Source organism: Shewanella schlegeliana (assembly GCF_016765635.1).
GTDB classification, from domain to species: Bacteria; Pseudomonadota; Gammaproteobacteria; order Enterobacterales; family Shewanellaceae; genus Shewanella; species Shewanella schlegeliana.
The window spans coordinates 270,049-288,538 of record NZ_JAESVD010000004.1 but is presented as its reverse complement, the minus strand read 5'-3'; the positions used below and the strand labels follow the sequence as shown (position 1 = coordinate 288,538).

At 44.5% G+C, this 18,490-nt stretch carries 12 protein-coding genes; 4 read left to right on the top strand and 8 right to left on the bottom strand.

All coding sequences use genetic code 11. The annotated features are described in order from the left end of the window. Nucleotides 1–363 precede the first annotated feature (363 nt). The 5 genes from JMA39_RS08975 to JMA39_RS08955 form a co-directional block, all read right to left on the bottom strand. Nucleotides 364–2,823, bottom strand: a complete 2,460-nt coding sequence (locus JMA39_RS08975) for an OmcA/MtrC family decaheme c-type cytochrome (RefSeq protein WP_237732741.1) — start codon at nt 2,821–2,823, stop codon at nt 364–366. Nucleotides 2,824–3,342: 519 nt separating this feature from the next. Beyond that, entirely contained in the window at nt 3,343–5,502 is a 2,160-nt protein-coding gene (locus tag JMA39_RS08970) for an OmcA/MtrC family decaheme c-type cytochrome (protein WP_202721538.1), read from the bottom strand. Between the two features lie 87 nt (nt 5,503–5,589). Continuing rightward, complete coding sequence (locus JMA39_RS08965; protein ID WP_202721537.1) at nt 5,590–7,515, bottom strand: OmcA/MtrC family decaheme c-type cytochrome; 1,926 nt, start codon at nt 7,513–7,515, stop codon at nt 5,590–5,592. 129 nt (nt 7,516–7,644) lie between these two features. Continuing rightward, nucleotides 7,645–9,765 carry an MtrB/PioB family decaheme-associated outer membrane protein gene (locus JMA39_RS08960; RefSeq protein ID WP_202721536.1) on the bottom strand — a complete coding sequence of 707 codons (2,121 nt, stop codon included), beginning with the start codon at nt 9,763–9,765 and terminating at the stop codon, nt 7,645–7,647. Between the two features lie 15 nt (nt 9,766–9,780). Further along, complete coding sequence (locus JMA39_RS08955) at nt 9,781–10,743, bottom strand: DmsE family decaheme c-type cytochrome (RefSeq protein ID WP_373316314.1); 963 nt, start codon at nt 10,741–10,743, stop codon at nt 9,781–9,783. Nucleotides 10,744–11,163: 420 nt separating this feature from the next. On the opposite strand from JMA39_RS08955, the gene JMA39_RS08950 reads away from it, so the two are divergent. The 3 genes from JMA39_RS08950 to glnS all read left to right on the top strand — a co-directional run bounded on the left by JMA39_RS08950 (nt 11,164) and on the right by glnS (nt 15,533). Further along, nucleotides 11,164–11,403 (top strand): FeoA family protein, encoded by a 240-nt coding sequence (locus tag JMA39_RS08950; protein WP_202721535.1) that lies wholly within the window; start codon nt 11,164–11,166, stop codon nt 11,401–11,403. Then, nucleotides 11,396–13,690, top strand: coding sequence for a Fe(2+) transporter permease subunit FeoB (gene feoB, locus JMA39_RS08945; protein WP_202721534.1), 2,295 nt, complete (start codon nt 11,396–11,398; stop codon nt 13,688–13,690). The genes JMA39_RS08950 and feoB overlap by 8 nt, the downstream gene beginning before the upstream one ends. A 172-nt stretch (nt 13,691–13,862) precedes the next feature. Next, complete coding sequence (glnS, locus tag JMA39_RS08940) at nt 13,863–15,533, top strand: glutamine--tRNA ligase (protein WP_202721533.1); 1,671 nt, start codon at nt 13,863–13,865, stop codon at nt 15,531–15,533. Nucleotides 15,534–15,642: 109 nt separating this feature from the next. On the opposite strand, the gene JMA39_RS08935 is transcribed toward glnS, so the two are convergent. After that, the gene (locus JMA39_RS08935; RefSeq protein WP_202721532.1) at nt 15,643–16,239 is read right to left on the bottom strand and encodes a Yip1 family protein; all 597 of its coding nucleotides are present in this window, start codon (nt 16,237–16,239) and stop codon (nt 15,643–15,645) included. A gap of 206 nt (nt 16,240–16,445) precedes the next feature. On the opposite strand from JMA39_RS08935, the gene miaE reads away from it, so the two are divergent. Further along, nucleotides 16,446–17,234, top strand: coding sequence for a tRNA isopentenyl-2-thiomethyl-A-37 hydroxylase MiaE (gene miaE, locus JMA39_RS08930; RefSeq protein WP_202721531.1), 789 nt, complete (start codon nt 16,446–16,448; stop codon nt 17,232–17,234). Nucleotides 17,235–17,263: 29 nt separating this feature from the next. On the opposite strand, the gene JMA39_RS08925 is transcribed toward miaE, so the two are convergent. Together JMA39_RS08925 and JMA39_RS08920 are read right to left on the bottom strand one after the other, a co-directional pair. Then, a complete protein-coding gene (locus JMA39_RS08925; protein WP_202721530.1) occupies nt 17,264–17,980 on the bottom strand; it encodes a UDP-2,3-diacylglucosamine diphosphatase in 717 nt (238 codons plus the stop codon). A gap of 10 nt (nt 17,981–17,990) precedes the next feature. Beyond that, nucleotides 17,991–18,485 (bottom strand): peptidylprolyl isomerase, encoded by a 495-nt coding sequence (locus JMA39_RS08920; protein WP_202721529.1) that lies wholly within the window; start codon nt 18,483–18,485, stop codon nt 17,991–17,993. Nucleotides 18,486–18,490 lie beyond the last annotated feature (5 nt).

Sequence of the window (18,490 nt, the reverse complement as noted above, 5' to 3'; positions counted from 1 at the left end):
TTATTTCCAACTCTAAGGCTAACTAAGAGGGAGATATTTAGCAGGTGTTTTAACCCCTTTATGTGATTAAGGTCAGACTATTTCTTTAGGGGTAGGGCGAAAAGTGTGTTTTTAGGACTAATTTAATTATCGATTAAGAATTACTCGCAGACACAAGGTTACTTGTTGCACAGTTGTTGCTGGTTTTGTGCTCAGGTTTAAGCTCCTTTATTTAGATGTTTTTTCTTTATGCAGTACATACATAGTCGCTGCACTATTGACAAAAAACTCTAGCTTACTAGAGGCAAAAAAAGCGAGAAGATAATCTTCTCGCTTTTTTAAGTATCGCAAGGTGTAGCCGAGGTTTCCGACTAAAGTTTACACTTATTTGTAGTTAGTCGGATGCACCTTATCGACTCCGAAAGATTTACCTTCTGCGTGACAAGTTGCACAGCTTTCTGTGCCGTCATAAGTGCCAATAGGTGCACCGAAAACACCACCATTACTTTCTACATGGCCTCTCAGTGAATGACTATTTTTGGTATGACAGCCTGCACAGGTAGCAGCAATAGGTGAAAACTCGACGGCATCACCGCGCTCAGTCGCACCTTCTCTTGCTGTGATTGTTGCCGGTAAGCTATGCAGCTCATTCATCTCCAGCTGACCTTTATCATGACAAGTAGAGCAGTCACCATAGTGGTTAGGGAAAGTAATTGAGTCGACATCTTTATTACCATAAGATTTTGTACGCTTACTTGCATGCAGTGTATGTACAAGGTTGCGATAATCAAGGGTATTATTTAGCTGACGGAATGGCTGAATATCACCAGGCGTGTGCTTCGATGTTGCGTTTAGGTACATCGTCATATTGCTGTTATGACAGCTTGCACAATTTCCATCAGTAAAGCTGGTTGCTGTCACTGGTGAATGACATGCACCACACCCAGAATCTGATGGGTTGCTATTACGGTTATGAACGGCTTTGATATCGAATTCACCTTCGTGACAGCTAATACATTTAGCTTCAGAGGCTGCATCTCGACGAGTTTCAGTAGTACCAAACACGGTTCCTTCGGCAACTAAAGTGACCTCTAATAGCTCAATTTCACCTTCTTCACCAGCAGCCACTTCACAAGCTGTGAGTATTTGGCTCATTTTGTCGGTACATACCATCGCTTTCGCCATAAGCATGCCTGAATGAGCTACACCAAAGTCATTGGCATTGATATTAGCGATAGTGAAATCGGTAGCGAATGCAGACTCCTGTGCTGAAACATTGGCATTAGATATTAGATCCCAAACTTTGCGAGACTGGTTATTTGCTACCTCACTAGTGAAATCATTATCAACTTCACCTGCTGCTGTTAACCAAATACTGCTAACACTGTCGGCAAACACACTTTCCAAACCTTTATGGCTTAGTGTAAATGTCATAGAAGCTGTGTCGTCTTCAACTATCAGTGACGCATTGCTCAACTCTAACTCGATATCTGAAAGGATTTGGTCACGAGTGTTGGTATGTGCCATATGGAATAGAGCAGCGCCTTGTGGGTTACTATCGTCAGCATGGCAGCTTGAGCAAGATTGGTTTTCAAACACGCCACGTACATCTGCACCGGTAACGCCATCGATTTCAGGATCGGCATAATAGTGGAAGTAGTTGCCGACAAAGCCGCGATCTTTGCTTTCTCCTGGAGGGGTTAACCACTCAGCTTGATCGACAGGATTGAAGTCAGCCATGTGACAAGATGCACAAGCTTCTTGACGATGGAACTGGAAGTTCTCGGCTTGTGCTGGAGAGTGCTCTTCATTGATGTGACAGGTTTGGCAATTCCCCATATCGGTAGGGAAGGTGGTCTCTGTGTAATCATGTACACTGCCGCCGTATCCGGCCATTAGGTAAGTGCCGTCATGGATGCGATGAAGCATTGAACCGAAATCAATGGTTGCACCGGTTTCAGGATCGCCAGAGTAGGTTGTATGACAAACTACGCAGTTCTCAATTTCGATGCGTTTGCTGCCATGCATCATTAACTTAGGTGCCCAAGCGTGTCCGTAGTCATCGCTATGACAGCGAATACATGACTCTTGCAGGTCAACGAGATTACGAGTTTCATCAGCTCTGGCTGCACGATCGAGTGCTGGCACAAAATCATAGTGGGTGTTAATAAGAGTGGCGGCGCTAAATGTACTCGTTGGCTTAAGCTCTAATGTGACACGGTGTGTCAGCTCTGCATTAAACTCAGTATTAACCGCTTCTAACTGTTCATATTCTGACAGTGCTTTTGAGAAGGTATAGCGATAGGTGCCATGCTCTAGTCGTTCAATACATTCTGTTTTACAGCTTGTCTCAATATTAGCTTGGATCTGGTCGCCAGCTAGATGATTGAAGCCCTCAGGAATATGCTCTAAGTTGGCGCTTTTCACCGTATTGATATAACTGGTCCATTGAGTAGGCTTAGTGCCTTTATACTGTTCTGGCGTTGCAGGTTGCCCTACAGCATGCATGTCACGCTTTTGTAGTGCATCAAGCTTAGCGATACCAAAGCCTAAGGTATTAATGTCATCGAATGACTCTAAGCCCGATACGGCTACACCATTGGCGTTCTCTAGCTTAAAGTCAACGGCAACAATACCGTCGGTCACAGTGGCATGGAGTATATTGGCTTGCAAACTAGTGGCTTGCTGGATATCGACACCGATATTGCCATTTTCGCCGTCTTCACCATCTTTACCGTCGCTGCCACAACCCACAAGGGCAAAGGAAAGTGCACCAATGCCGATTGCTGATTTTACAGCGCTTGTTAGTTTATACCGATTCATCATCATTTTTATTCCCTGCATAGGTTAGCTGCTATCTGCTATGAGGTTTTTACCTCTTATTTAGCATGAGGGGGTTCCTCAACACGATCTTACCCAAAAGAGGTAGTCATCTTTGAGGCGGTAGAGGTTAATGTGACTTAGACCGTTACGCTGAGGTTATAGTGTTAATCTATGTTAAATTGCTTATATATTAGCTATTTGAGTTGAGTGACTGTCGTTATTTAAGCTTGTGTTAATTTTGAGCGGTTAAAACTTAAAGTAAGCTTAATTGGCGGGGCAAATTTGAGTGGCTACTTGATTTAAATCAAATCTTTTGCGCCATAAAACACTAGTTAGTTAACTAGAATTTTACATTTTGAGTGGTGAAATGTTGCTCAGATCGTGGTCGGTGTTTATAAGCTGTTAGCGTTTGTTTGTTTTGATGTTGTCTCAACTGAGCTGATACAACATCTGCAGTTATCGAAGCTATTGAGTAGACAATAAAAAAGAGGCCGTAGCCTCTTTTAGTCGTATTTTCGCGAGAACTTATTGCATTCGGTGTTAGTTGCCGTGTAACTCCATTAACTGCGTTGGATTGTGGCAAGTGGCACAAGCTTCTGCTGCACGGCCTCGGGCATCATCAGCACTCATGCCATCTAAAATACCGCCATTAGCCACGATATGGTTTGCCCCAGAGTCGCTTAAGTATTTCTGGTGACAGCTTAAGCAAGCTCCTGCATCTGAAGATACCCAAATATCAGCTCCAGTTTCAGTATCACCGTAGCGCCAAACTCGATCGCTAGCTCGACCTAATTGAATACCTTCAGAGGTATGACAGGTTGAGCAATCAGTTTTTAGCACTGTGCCTGATTGAACTCCGGCGTATTTGAGGTAGTGGCCATCAGCTTCGTGGGCTTTAAATGCATAGCTTGTTGCTTTCTTACCACCCGGATAACTGCTGTCACTCTTAGTTGTCTTGTCTGATGTATGACAGGTCTGGCAGTTATAACCGTTGTTGTAGTGGTAGTTTTCTTGGTTGTGGCAGCTCTGACACTTTGCCGCATCAATAATAGAGCGGCGCATCGCGGCTTGCATTGTGTCATCGACACCTGTACCTGACCAAACAAACTGATAAGGAGCTTCTTTGACGGCAACAGAGCGTGTTCTGTCCGAACATTCAGTCATCTTGATCTCTGCGACTGCATAACCGCCGTTGTTAAAGCAAACTTCCACTGCAGACCAAAGCTCAAATGTTTTACCATCAGCATCGGTTGGCATATCGAAGGTTGTGCCAATAATAGTAAAGGTCTTGGTTGCTGCATCATAGCTACCGTCTGATAGCTTGAATCGACGTTGACTGTATGAGGCGTCACTATATGCAGGGAAGTCTTTATCTGTGTCCCAAGCCACGACAACGCGGGTACCCGTTTCGATAAACTCTGAGCCTACAGCAGCGCCACTACTATCTTGGATTTGTACGTCAAACTTAAGCTTACCATTACCATCAAGGCCAACATTGCTAAACATCACTCCCATGGCCTCTGCTTCAACAAATGCTTTTAATACATCACCATGCCGCTTCTCTGCATTACCGGTTCCTGGGTAAGTATCGGTTGCGTTATGGCATGCCATGCAGTTTGTATTGCTATGGTTTTGCGAAGGCTTTTCGGTATGACAGCTAATACAAGCTGTATTACTTAAATCAGCTTTGAACAAGTCGGCGTTGGCTGGTGCACCTTCTCCCTCAACATGGCAAGAGGCGCAGTTTGCTGCAGGCTTTTGCGGAAACATTACCTTGCCATAATCATGTACGCTACCACCGTAGCCGACAATTTTATATGGCGCAGGTACCATACCATCAGGCGTACTGGTTTCTCTATCTTGGCCCTTATGGATTGCGTGGATCATGTAAGTGAAATCGACACTGTTGCCGCTTTCAGGATCGCCAGAAGTCGATGTATGACAACTAGCACAGTTTGCTAATGCAATACGTCGACCGCCATGAAGCTCAAGGCTCTCAGGTTGGTGACAGGTATAACAGGTTTCGATAGTCACAACATTGCGAGTTTGAATGTCGTTAGTTGCACCTGTAGAGGGCTGCCAGTCGTAATGTGCATTTGCTGTGGCCTGTGGTAGTTTCAGCTCCATTGTCGCTCTATGGGTGTTGTCTTCGCCATAGCTAATCATTAGTGGCTCTGTCACATTGGCGATGTTTTGTTGGAAGGTATAGCTATAGCTACCATCACCATTATCGACTAAGCAGTCATTACAGTCCGCAGCTTTCTCTACATTTGCTTGATATTGCGGGGAAGGATTAAGGTCGCTGACACCGTCTGGTGGTGTGCCGGGTTCTTTTAACGTATTAATATAAGCTTGCCACTGATAGCCCCGGTCGTATTCGACTTCGTCGATGGTTTCGCTGACTTTGGCAAGCTGAGCAATACCAAAGCGCAAGTCATAGTCTTTATCGAGACCAAGCACGGCAACACCGTTTGCGTTTTCTAAATTGAAGTTTACGATAACAGTTCCATCTGTAACTGTTGCTTCTGTAAACTGCGCCTGGACACTAGTGGCTGAATCAATATTGACTCCAACTACACCATCTTTTCCGTCAGCACCGTCGTTACCATCGCTACAGCCAAAAAGCAGGGCTGAGGCGGTGAGCGCAAGTAAACTCAGTTTTAAGTGTCGAATTTTGTTATCCATAATTATGCGTTCCATTCTCTATGTCGCTAATTGTTTTACATCACAAACTGTTTTGAACTCAGATGAATCAGGCCTAAAACCCCAGTTCTAGGCCTATGACTTTTATTGTATAGGGTGAACTTTTAACACATCGACCGTAGCCCCTTGTCCATGACAGGTGGCGCAACTTTCGGTGCCAGCTGTAGCATCAGCCTCAGTGCCTTTAAATACTCCCCCTTGCTGAGTCATATGGCTTATAGCTGTGTCACTCAAGTGACAGTCACTACAAATGGCGGATGTTGCACTGGTAAATGTGCCATCACTAAAGGCGAGGGGTTGCACGGCTTTATTAAGGGGGAGGGCGGCGGTTAATACTCCAGCTGCATCAGTCGTGTGGCACTGTGCGCAATTACCAATTTTGCCGGGGTAGTTAATGTTAGGGTAGCTTTCACGAGAACCTGCATGTAGCGTATGAGCGAGATGCTTATAATCAGCCGTTGACGCGCCAGGGTTTGTTGCGCTCGCATCGGCTAGCATGTTTGGGTTATGACAAAGCTGACACTGCTGTTCAAGATCGTTGCGCGAACCATGGTAGTTCAGCTGTTGATCGCCGTGACAACTACCACAGGTTTCATTGGTCACAACCACTCTACGGCCAAGATCTGTTACTGCTGTAGCGCTAAAGAATTGGTGACTTGACTTGATTATTGTCGTTGAGTCGGTTTCTGCGCAGTCGACCAACATAGCATTATCGTTACATAACTTACCTTGAAGGGCGAGTGCACCTTTATCTGTTGCAGGATCGGCACTTAGGGTGAGGCCGGCAATTCGATAATGGTAAACGCCATTACTGCCCGATATTGGCGTCGCATCTTGTAGCTTTATTGATTTAGCACTACGTGTTGTGTAATCGACACTTATGCCCCAGTTGGCATATACGCGAAGGTCGTTGATAAAGTTGAGTTTGTCAGCACTGCTTGAGTAGACTTCGTTGGTAGCAGGATTTGACAGTCTTACTGCGAAGTTAACAGTATCACCATTAAGCTCAGCGCTAACGATTTCAGCCTTGAAATGTCCAAGTACGGCATCGGTTGCTTCCTGGCTGTGAGCATTTATGGTCCAGTCAGGGTTATGACAGGCGACACAGCTGCTGTTATCGACTTGAGTTGGGTGCCCCTGGCCCGCTGGAAAGTCGATATTGGTATGACAACTACCACATGCTTCCATCGTTGGCACTCGAGCCCAGTTCATATTTTGTGCTAGCTCTTCATCGGGAGCGTGGCAGGTTTGGCAGTCAGCCAGTGATACCGGAAATCCTGTTAAGTGCTTAGTGTGTACCATTGGGGCAAACACATTGCCGGGGTTGCTAACTTTAGCGAGGTTGTGACAAGTCACACAGGCTTGTACTTCGTTGTACTTTCCTTTGCCAGCTGGGCCGTGAAAAGCTAGATCATCATGACAAGTGTTACAGCTCTGTATGTCTAGAATATCTCTTGTGTAAGCCGGTTCACTGCCTTCATCTTGCCAGTCTAAGTATTGATTAGTGATAGGCAGAGCTGTGCCGTCAGGTAAACTGTCGCCACCAACTTTGATGACTACACGTTGTGTTGCACCGTCAATATAAGTAATGTCGTTCATGCCATCAAATGGACCGCTAAATGTGTAGCTGTACTTACCATTTTTATGATCAACAAATTCGCCGTCACAACTGCTAGAGCAAGACTCCGCGGTAAAGTACTGCCACTCACTGGCATTGCCTGCATTGGTATAACCTTGAGGCAGTAGCTGCGCCGCAATATAGGTGGCTGATGGGATACCAACAACAGGTTCATCGGCCTCATTGGTGATACGATAGTTAACCGTTGCTACACCTGAATCGAATAGCACTTCATTGACCGTAATATCTAAGCTATTAATTTCGCTTGCTGGTGGGCCTCCAGGCTCACCAGGATTGCCAGGGTTTCCATCGTCGCCACTACAGCCTGCTAACATGGCTATTAGCATTAGTGGAATGCTTTTTATTGCGAGTGATTGAGTGACTCGTTTCATATTAATGTCCTTGAATTCCTTTTAATTGACATGGCTTTTTTTAGTAGCTCATGGCTATTACTGGTCGCTCATGGCGGTCATTGACAGCTTATGTGTTAGTCGTTAATGGCTAACATTATTCGCTTATGGCTATAGCTGATAACTGAACGTTAGGCCGAGGTAGTGAGCGTTATAATCATGGCTAAGATCGCCAAAAATTAACACGTTCGGTATTGAATCAACGGTCAGCCCTTGGTTTAGCCAGTCTGAATCTTTGTAGTGCTCAAATATCCAATCAAAACGTAATGCCATTTGCTCGCCTAGTTGATAGGTAGCGAATGCATTAATATTATGTTTTTCAGCAAAATAATCGCCGTAAGGGGAGGTTAGGCCTTGGGTTATTTCGGTATCACTTTGTCCATCTGAATAGGTGTAATCGAATCCTAGATCGAGCTTTTTATCTAACAGATGTATGTAGTCGATACCAGCGCCAACGAGCGTGGACTTTTCATCGGTATTGGCATACCAATTTGGAAGGCTAAAGTTACTGCTACCGGCTTGGTCGCTATCACGCCAATCTTGGTTGAGGTAGGCGTTAATACTGAGTTCGTCGCTGAACATATAGTTAGCTGAAATATCATAACCTTGAGCGTCGACTTTAGTGAGTCCCACCAAGGTGTCGTCGTAGTCGTCCTGGCTTATACGGACATTGGCACTAGCCGAGAAGGGGGATGTAGGACTATAGCTAACACTGAGTTGATACTCTTGGCGTTTTCTGTCTGCTAGATACGACTTTCTTAAGTAAGGATTGCTTGGACTATTAGTGGTGCTGACTGCGTTGTAAGCACTGCCGGTTCTGTCGCTGAAGTCGGCTTTGATCCAGGTAGACCAAGCAGGCGAAATGCTATAGCTTAATCTGGCGAATAGGCTATTTTGTTGTAATGAATCCCTGTCTAAATCGCTAAAGTCGTTGTGATCATACTGGTATCCCGAATCAAGATATATCGCGCGTGAAAAGCGGTATTTTGCGCCTAACTTTGCTTGTTGTTTAGTTCTATCATATTCAGGGTTGATTGCCGTACCGGCATAATAGCTATCAGTGATGACTTGAGGGTAGGGGTTACGTGCGGTCTTATTATCTCTATCTGAATAGTCATAGCTGGCTCTAACACTGAGGCCACGAATAACTCGTCCAGTATATTTGAGTTTCATATCGGTAGTATCGACTTTACCATCGAGGTTTGTAACGGGTAATGCAGGGCTGGGTCCGTTAATGGTGGCGGGGAGGAAGGCTTCGTCTTGAGTGAAGCTTGCTAGCCCCATATGCACTAATATTTGGTGACCATTACCACTAAGTTGAGCGTTAGCGCCAATACGGTAAGCTTTGTTATCTGGTGAAACTGCACTTTGCCCAGTATAGGCTGCTCCGAAGGTTGGAGAAAATGCATTTTGCCAGGTTAAGCTGTTATGGTCGTTCTTGTACTGGCTAAAGCTCGAGTCGATACCTGCGAGCCAGCCTTTACCGTTAAAGTAGATTTTCGCACCGAACTCATCGGTAGTGTCATCAATAGCCTCTGCAAGCATGGCACTGTTGGTGAGGAAGTTGCCAGAAAATACTCGTTTACCTTCACGTTTTTCATGCTGGTAGTTAATATCAGCTTGATAAAATGTCCCTTTATATTGCGCATCCAATAAGAACAGATCCCTTTGGCTCTTTAATTCAACATAGTTAATATCATCAAATAAGCTTGGCATTTGTGAGGTGATGGCTCCAGTTTGCCAGTTGCTTGGCAAATAAAGGTCATCACCACTATTAAGGTAAGGCGTTAGGGCTGCATTGGTGTCATAATTTGCTAGGCCTCGGTAGCCTAACGCAATTTGATAATGACCAGGCATCCCCGTTTCTACTTTGGCGCTGCCGGTATCATAACCGAGCTTGTTGGCAGTAAAGCTTGTCTCATAGCCAGATTCAGACTTATTAATTAGATCCGCTTCTAAGTGACCAACTGCACCATCTGTATCGGTTCCTGTTGTATTGCCGAAATGTATATCCGATGCATCGTTATAAGCGGCTCCTATGCCGATGCTTCCTTTAAAACCCGACTCGCTAGTACAACGTTTACATTCCCACTTACTGGTATCAGCCTTGCCTCTGTTGGCATTTTGCAGCCCATAGCCATCAGCTAACGCGGGAGAGATGCCGGCACTTATTGCTAGCGCTAGTACAGAGAGTCGCTGCCCTGTTTTGATATTTTTATGTATTGCAAACATAACTGCCACTCCTTGTTAGCGCTGTAATAACTTGCCAGATGGATGATTAGAGCCATGAACCTGCGAATGACAGTTCATGCAACTTTGTCCGGCATTGAAAGCATTAGGTTTACCGCCAAAGACAGCATTAGATGTATGACCTACAGATGCATGACACTGCTGGCAGAGCATAGGGGGCTTGCTGTTTAACATGGCTTCATTCACGCTACCGTGGGGGTTATGGCAGGTGGCACAGTTATCTGTTACTGGTGCGTGCTCCCAAAGCTTGGGGCCGCGTTTTTCGGCATGACAGGAATAGCAGTTTTCATTCACGCTCATCTGTTTAAGGTTGGCATCAGATAAACTACCGTGGGGATTATGGCAATCAGTGCATACCATCTGTTGCCACTTCAATGGGTGAGATGAGCGCTTATTGATGTCTGCTTTTTGCTGGGTATGGCAGCTCGTGCACACTTCAACTTCGGTGCTTCTATCGGCGATGGGGTCATGCCGAGTATGAACTTGGTGACAGTCTGCACAGCTCACATCAGCATTATCATGATGATTACCTTCCCAAGCCATGCGTTGGTCATCGTTATGGCAACTCATGCAAACGCTATTTTGTTTGGCGGCGGGAACTGGCGAGTCTGAACCGAAAGTGATCATCGGCTCTTTACCACCTCGATTGTGTTTACCCATGGGGCCATGGCAGGCTTCACATTGAAGATCGGCCATCGGTGAGGCTTGAATATCACTACCATGCACACCGTCAAATAACGCCATTACTTTAGGGCTCTTTCGGTGGCACATTAAACAGGAGTCAGCGCCTTTGGGGGAGTACTTTCCCTCTGCAAATTTCTTATCTAGTATTGCTTCAACTTCCTGAGGATCTTTGTCATCCCAAGGCGTTGCCATAGTGGTAAAACTCGCCACCACAAAGGTAAGCAATAATAGTTGCACAAGTTTACCCGTGAACCATCCCATGTTCTCGCTCATCATCTCACTCCACTCGCTTTTAAAAGCGATATTTTTAATTATGTCAATCACTCATCTTAATGTTAGTAATTCCATAAATTACTAATGTTGAATGATAGAATAAAATCGTGACAATTCCATAACATATTTAGGGGTTTATTTGGTGAATAGACTGATTTGTAAAGGAATAACCATTTTGGTGTGATCCGTGTCACATTTGTGGTGAGGTGATAGGACAATTTTTGCTTAGCTAAATAATAACCATTCTTAATTAAAGCGTTTATTAGTTGAGATATTTGTCACATAATAGCGAACACAATTGAAAATTATTATCGTTTACAGTTCTAAATGTTGATCTAGGTAAAGTTATTGCGCGTTTGTGTCCTTTAGAATAAATACCAATTTCAAAGAGAGTCGAGCCCCGTTAATTAGGTGGAATGCAGAATGAAGCTAAGTGAATTAAGTCCAGGCGATATCGCCAGAATTTCTCAAGTGGGTCAGATAGACCTGCCTGCTGTAGTAAAGCGTAAGCTGCTATCTATGGGAATAACCCCAAATACTCGATTCTCATTGATCCGTAGGGCACCTATGGGCTCTGGTGTTGAGTTGGATATCCGCGGCAGTAAGTTGTGTATGCGTCGCGATTTGGCAGATATTATTGAGGTTGAAAAAGCGAATGGATAAACAATTTAACTGCGTTACTGTTGGTAACCCGAATGCGGGTAAGTCGACGTTATTTAATGCATTAACAGGATCCAATCAGCAAGTTGGTAACTGGTCAGGCGTAACGGTTGAGAAAAAGACTGGGCAGTTTGCATTGCAAGGTAGTGATGTTTACTTAACAGACCTTCCAGGTATTTATGATCTTCTCCCAGCGGGTAATAGCTGTGACTGTTCTTTAGATGAGCAAATTGCGCAGCAATACCTAGCAGAGCAGCCTATTGACGGTATCATCAACTTAGTTGATGCCACTAATATTGAACGTCATCTTTATTTAACTGTACAGCTACGTGAATTGGGCATTCCAATGGTGGTTGTATTGAACAAGATTGATGCAGCAGTTGAGCGCGGTATTCATATCGATGTCGCTAAGATGACTGCAGAGTTGGGTTGTCCAGTTGTCGCCGTGTGTTCACGTGAACCTAAAGATATCGAAAAAGTTAAGCAGCAGTTTGTTGCATTGCTTGATGGTAAGGTATCTGAAGCCCCATTAGTGCTTGAATATGATAAAGAGATTGAGTCTGTCGTATCGAATCTTTTGTCTCAGGATCAAGAGTTAAGTCGCGGCCGTGCTTTGGCAATGCTTGCAAATGGTTTAGGTTGTGGCAAGTGTAAAAACAGCCAAGTAGCGAGTGAGGTTGAGCAATATTCTCAAACACTCTCTAGCCAAGGCAAAGATATCGAAATCATGGTAGCAACGACTCGCTTTAACTTCGTTGAGCAAGTCTTTACTGGTTCTGTGCAGAGCGATAATGCTGAAACCTTCACCGATAAACTCGATAAGTTGGTGTTACACCCGATTGCGGGGATCCCTGTTTTTCTATTCGTGATGTATTTGATGTTCATGTTTAGTATTAACGTGGGCAGCTCTTTTATTGATTTCTTCGATATTACCGCAGGTGCAATTTTTGTTGACCATTTAGGCGCGTTTATGACAAGCCTAGGCTCTCCAACTTGGTTAATCACCATTGTTGCGGGGGGCATTGGCCAAGGTATTCAAACTGTTGCGACCTTTATCCCGGTTATTGCTGCACTTTTCTTGGCGCTTTCAGTTCTTGAAGGCTCTGGTTATATGGCACGAGCAGCGTTTGTGGTTGATGGTTTGATGCGCCGTATTGGCCTTCCAGGGCGTGCATTTGTGCCTATGATTGTCGGTTTTGGTTGCTCGGTACCAGCAATTATGGCGACACGTACGCTCGGTAGTGAGCGTGAGCGTATTGTTACTGGTATGATGGCGCCGTTTATGTCTTGTGGCGCGAGACTGCCTGTATATGCACTGTTTGCTGCAGCCTTCTTCCCTGAGTCGGGCCAAAACCTAGTATTCTTGCTTTATATTATCGGTATCTTTGCCGCTATTGGTACAGGTCTGTTATTACGTTCAACACTACTACCAGGTTCTAGCAGCGCGGTTGTTATGGAACTACCAAGTTACGAAAAGCCAAAGTTTAAGACGGTAATGGCACGTACAGGCAAGCGCACTAAGAGCTTTATCATGGGCGCGGGTAAAACCATTGTTATCGTTGTGACCTTGCTAAATTTCGTAAACGCAATCGGTGTTGATGGTTCATTTGGCCATGAAGATAGCTCAGAATCAGTATTGAGTGTGGCGAGTCAAAAAGTGACACCGCTATTTTCTCCTATGGGTGTTGAGCAAGATAACTGGCCTGCAACAGTAGGTATCATTACAGGTATCTTCGCAAAAGAAGCGGTTGTGGGTACACTAAACAGCTTATACTCAGACGGCGGCGCTGGTGATGAAGAGTTGGCACCATTTAGCGACACCTTTAGTGAAGCATTAGCAACCATTCCAGCTAACTTGTTTGGTATTTCTCCAGAAGATCCGCTTTCAATTTCTGTCGGTGACGTGTCGTCTGTAGAGTCTGCATCTGAAGAGCTAGAAGTTGATACTTCGACATTTAGCGCGCTACAAGCTGGCTTTGCGGGTGTTACAGCAGCATTTGCTTACCTATTATTTGTTCTTTTGTATACACCGTGTGTGGCTGCTATGGGAGCATTAGTGAATGAGTTTGGTGGACGCTGGGCTGCATTTGCAGGGCTTTGGACATTTGGTTTGGCGTATGGTACCGCAACCGTGTTTTACCAAGCTGCGACATTTGCTCAGCATCCATTGCAATCGAGCCTATGGATTGGATTCTTCGCAATTGCTTTAGTTGTGTTCTATATTTGGCTGAAGAATAAGGGTAAGAAAACCCAAACTATCATCCCAGGCATTAAAGTGATTACTGAATAACGCGAATAGCGTATACTGTTATCAAAGAATAAAAAGCAGCGATGATTCGCTGCTTTTTGCGCTATAAATATAGCCATCAAAGAGGTTTTTAAATCTCAGTCGTTGATCCTTTACAGAATCTGTAGGATTATGCGTTTTTAGTCTTTAATCATCGTTCGCAAAGAGGAATTCCATGAGTCATGTGGACACTGAAGTACGTCCAAGTAACTTCATACGTAACATCATAGATGAAGATCTCGCTAGTGGTAAGCACACGAGTGTACATACTCGTTTTCCACCAGAGCCTAACGGCTTTCTTCATATAGGCCACGCTAAGTCTATCTGCCTAAACTTTGGTATTGCTCAAGACTATAAGGGTCAATGTAACTTACGTTTTGATGATACCAACCCTGAAAAAGAAGATATCGATTTTGTAAATTCTATTCAGGCCGATGTGCAGTGGCTCGGCTTTCAATGGTCTGGTGACATCCGTTACTCATCGAACTATTTCGATAAGCTTCATCAGTATGCCGTTGAGTTAATCAGCAAAGGCTTAGCTTATGTTTGCTTCCTTAATGCCGAAGAGACCCGTGAATACCGTGGAACGCTAAAAGAGCCGGGTAAGAACAGCCCTTATCGCGATACGTCTGTTGAAGAGAACCTCGAGCTATTTGAAAAAATGCGTAAAGGTGAATTCAAAGAAGGCGAGTGCGCGCTGCGCGCTAAGATCGATATGGCGTCACCATTCATCTGTATGCGTGATCCTATTATCTATCGTATTCGTTTCGCACATCATCACCAAACGGGTGATAAGTGGTGCATTTACCCAATGTACGACTTCACTCACTGTATCTCTGATGCGATCGAAAACATTAGTCACTCTTTGTGTACACTTGAGTTCCAAGACAACCGTAGACTTTACGATTGGGTATTGGATCAATTAGATGATTTCCAAGCGCCAAACAGAACGCGTCAGTATGAGTTTTCGAGACTGAATCTTGAATACACCTTGATGTCAAAGCGTAAGCTTAATGACTTAGTCGTTCGTAACCTAGTAACAGGTTGGGACGATGCGCGTATGCCTACGATTGCCGGTTACCGTCGCCGTGGTTATACACCAGCGTCTATCCGTGAATTCTGTAAGCGTATCGGTGTGACTAAGCAAGACAACATGGTTGAAGTTGCCATGCTAGATGCTTGTATTCGTGAAGAACTTAACGAGTTTGCACCACGTGCAATGGCAGTGATTAACCCGGTTAAAGTGATTATCGAGAACTACCCAGAAGGTCAGGTTGAGATAATCAAAGCCGCAAATCATCCTAGTAATGAGGAGATGGGTAAACGCGAGTTGTCTTTTGGCCGTGAACTGTTTATCGATGCTGACGACTTCCGTGAAGAAGCAAACAAGAAGTACAAGCGTCTAGTGCAGGGTAAAGAAGTCCGCCTACGTAATGCTTATGTGATTAAGGCAGAGCGTTGTGAAAAAGATGCTGATGGCAACATCACGACTATTTTCTGTACTTACGACGATGAAACTCTGGGTAAGAACCCAAGTGATGGTCGTAAAGTGAAAGGCGTGATCCATTGGGTTGAAGCGACAACGGCAAAGCCTGCTGAATTCCGTCTTTATGAAAGACTATTCAACGATCCTAATCCTGCAGCTGCAGAATCTGTTGATGAAGTGCTAAACCCACATTCACTGACAGTTAAGCATGGTTTAGTTGAAGCGAGTCTTGCAGATGCTGAGGCAGAAAAAGCGTACCAGTTTGAGCGTGAAGGTTATTTCTGTGCCGATAATAAAGACTCAAGCAAAGATAACTTAGTGTTTAACTTGACGGTTCCGCTAAGAGACTCTTTCGAGTAGAACTTTTTGAGCTGTTCGTTAAAACAGAAAAAGCCGACATATGTCGGCTTTTTTATTGCGCTAATCTGAATTTGTTTCTGAGTTAGTCACAATAGGGCCTTCTGCTTTATTACTGGTACATAGGACCAAAACCTATACTCCAAAGGATCACACTTGAAGCCATCAATCCGACTAAAAGCACTAAGCCTGCAGTCACCATTGAGCTTGCATAGATAAAGCCTTTCTCCTCTGGGATATTCATTATAATAGGCACGCCCGTATAAAGGAGGTAAACAGAATAAGCGAGTCCGGCGAGGCCAACCACCATGATAAACCAGAGTGTTGGATATAGCGCCGCGAGTCCGACCATAAATAGCGGTGTGGCAGTGTATGCTGCAAGCTCTAGTGCTTGGGTATAACTTGGTTTGGCATCAAATGTTTTTGCCATCCAAAATGCCAGGTAGGCGAGGGCAAAGACGCCTGCGATGAGCCCTAAATACATGCCAGTGGACATGATAAGTGCACTTTGGGCGGTTAAGAACTGGCGGTCACCGACACCTAAATCCCAACCTATTTGTGATGTACCAATAAATGCACAGATTGCTGGAATGAGCGCGATGATAACGATGTGGCTCAAACTGCTACGCAATGCTTCGTGGTTTTTCTCAATTGTTTGCCACTCTTCTTTTGGATGAGTGTATAGCCCCAATAAGTGATTCAATATCATTATAATAATCCTCGTTTAGCATTTAACTTTTAGATTAAATTGGCTCGCCAAACTGCAGACGAACTTATTACAGCTCTAAGGTTATTTATTGAACAAAATCTGCTAGGAGTCAAGCCTATCGAATTAAGCATAGGTGCAAACCTAGGATTGTGCAGGAAATAGCTGGTAAAATAATATGCTACTAATTCCTTCACAAAGAGTTGAGTATGCAGCAGCTATTAGCTCCCATTTATGCCTTTTTAAAATGTGAAACGCCGGACCGTTGGATTGAAGAGGCAAAGAAACCTGAACACTTAAAAGGCTTGTTGATAGACCATTGCAACTGCGAGCTGAAAGCGGCGCAGACGGCAATGTTTTTGATCCGTAAATACGCTATCGATAAGCAAAGTAGACAGGTGCTTCTTGACTGGGCTAAACCTTATGAAGAGTTTGTTTACATCAAAGATCGCGATATCGCTTCTTTTTTGGCAATGAATAGCAAGAAAAATGAGCTTACAACGGAGCTAGTTGCAAAAAAAGACTTTGCTCATAGTACTGATTTGATCGTTAAGATGGTACGGCTTATTAAAGAGGAGTTTCATCATTTCGAACAGGTACTCTCGATAATGCATAGTCGCGGCATTGAATATCAAAACGTACGTGCAGGTCGCTACGCTAAAGGGATGATGAAGCAGGTACGAACCCATGAGCCTGCGACCTTAATCGATAAGTTAATCGTAGGGGCCTTTATAGAGGCGCGCTCTTGTGAACGCTTCGCCAAACTGGCACCTTTTTTAGATGAAGAGCTAAAGAAGTTCTATATCTCTTTGTTGCGATCTGAAGCTCGCCACTATCAAGATTATTTAACGCTTGCACAAGCTATTTCGGATCTTGATATTAGTGAGCGAGTGGCTCATTTTGCCGCGGTAGAAGCCGAGCTTATCTCATCAGACGATGAGGACTTTAAGTTTCATAGTGGCGCACCGATTTCGGTGCAAGCAACTGGTGTTGCTTAAATTACTGGAGTGGCAGGGCAAGCAGTAAACTACTTGCCGAAAGGGAGTTCGATAAGCTCGATCTTGTCTTGGCTAATGCTTAGCATGCTACCTTGCTCATACCAGTCACCAACAACGATACGGCGTTTACCGTTAGCGAGTTGATGAATTGCCGGGCGATGAGTGTGACCGTGGATCATCTGCTCGGTTTTCGTTGCATCAAGTAGCTCTAGCACCGCATCAGGCTCTACATCCATGATGGTATAACTTTTTTGCTGATTGCTGCTCTTGCTTTTGGTGCGCAGTTTGGCGGCGATATCGAGTCGCTTCGATTTAGGCAAATGCGCATAAAGCCATTTAGCCCAGCTCATATTACGAAACCTTCTAAAACGCTGATAAGGCTTGTCGAGTGTGCATAAGCTATCACCATGTAAAATAACACTCGGAACGCCATATAGGTCTAAGGTATAGACTTCGGGTAACAGTGTCATGCCACTGCGTTTTGCAAATGCATGACCAATTAAAAAGTCCCGATTGCCATGGATAAAATAGATCGGTAGTTTTTGTGAAGCCTGCTTTATGGCATCGGCCAGTTGATTGGCGAAAGGCTCAGCAATATCATCGCCAACCCAGACCTCAAAGAGATCGCCTAGGATATATAAAGCGTCAGTATCGTGAAGTTGAGTATCGAGGAATGTAAGGAAAGCTTGGGTGATATCGGGGCGATCTGCACTTAAGTGCAAATCGCCCACAAATAGAGTGCGCATCTAGGTAATATTACTCTTCGATGGTCACTTTTTCGATGATAACAGCTTCAAGAGGAACATCTTGATGCATGCCACGGTTGCCTGTGCTAACCGCTTTAATCTTGTTAACTACGTCCATGCCTTCAACAACTTCACCAAATACGCAGTAACCCCAACCTTGTGCTGACTCAGACTTAAAATCTAAGAAAGTGTTGTCGTTAACGTTGATGAAAAACTGTGCCGTAGCTGAATGTGGATCAGAAGTACGGGCCATGGCGATGGTGCCAGTTTTGTTTGATAAACCGTTGTTCGCTTCGTTTTCAATCGTTTCATTTGGACGCTTTTGGCCCATATCTTCAGTGAAACCACCACCTTGGACCATGAAACCGTCGATTACACGGTGGAAAACAGTACCATCGTAGAAGCCATCTTTAGCGTAGTTAATGAAGTTAGCAGCCGTTTTTGGTGCTTTCTCAGCATTTAGTGCTAGCTTGATGTCGCCGTGGTTAGTATGAAGTGTGATCATATTTA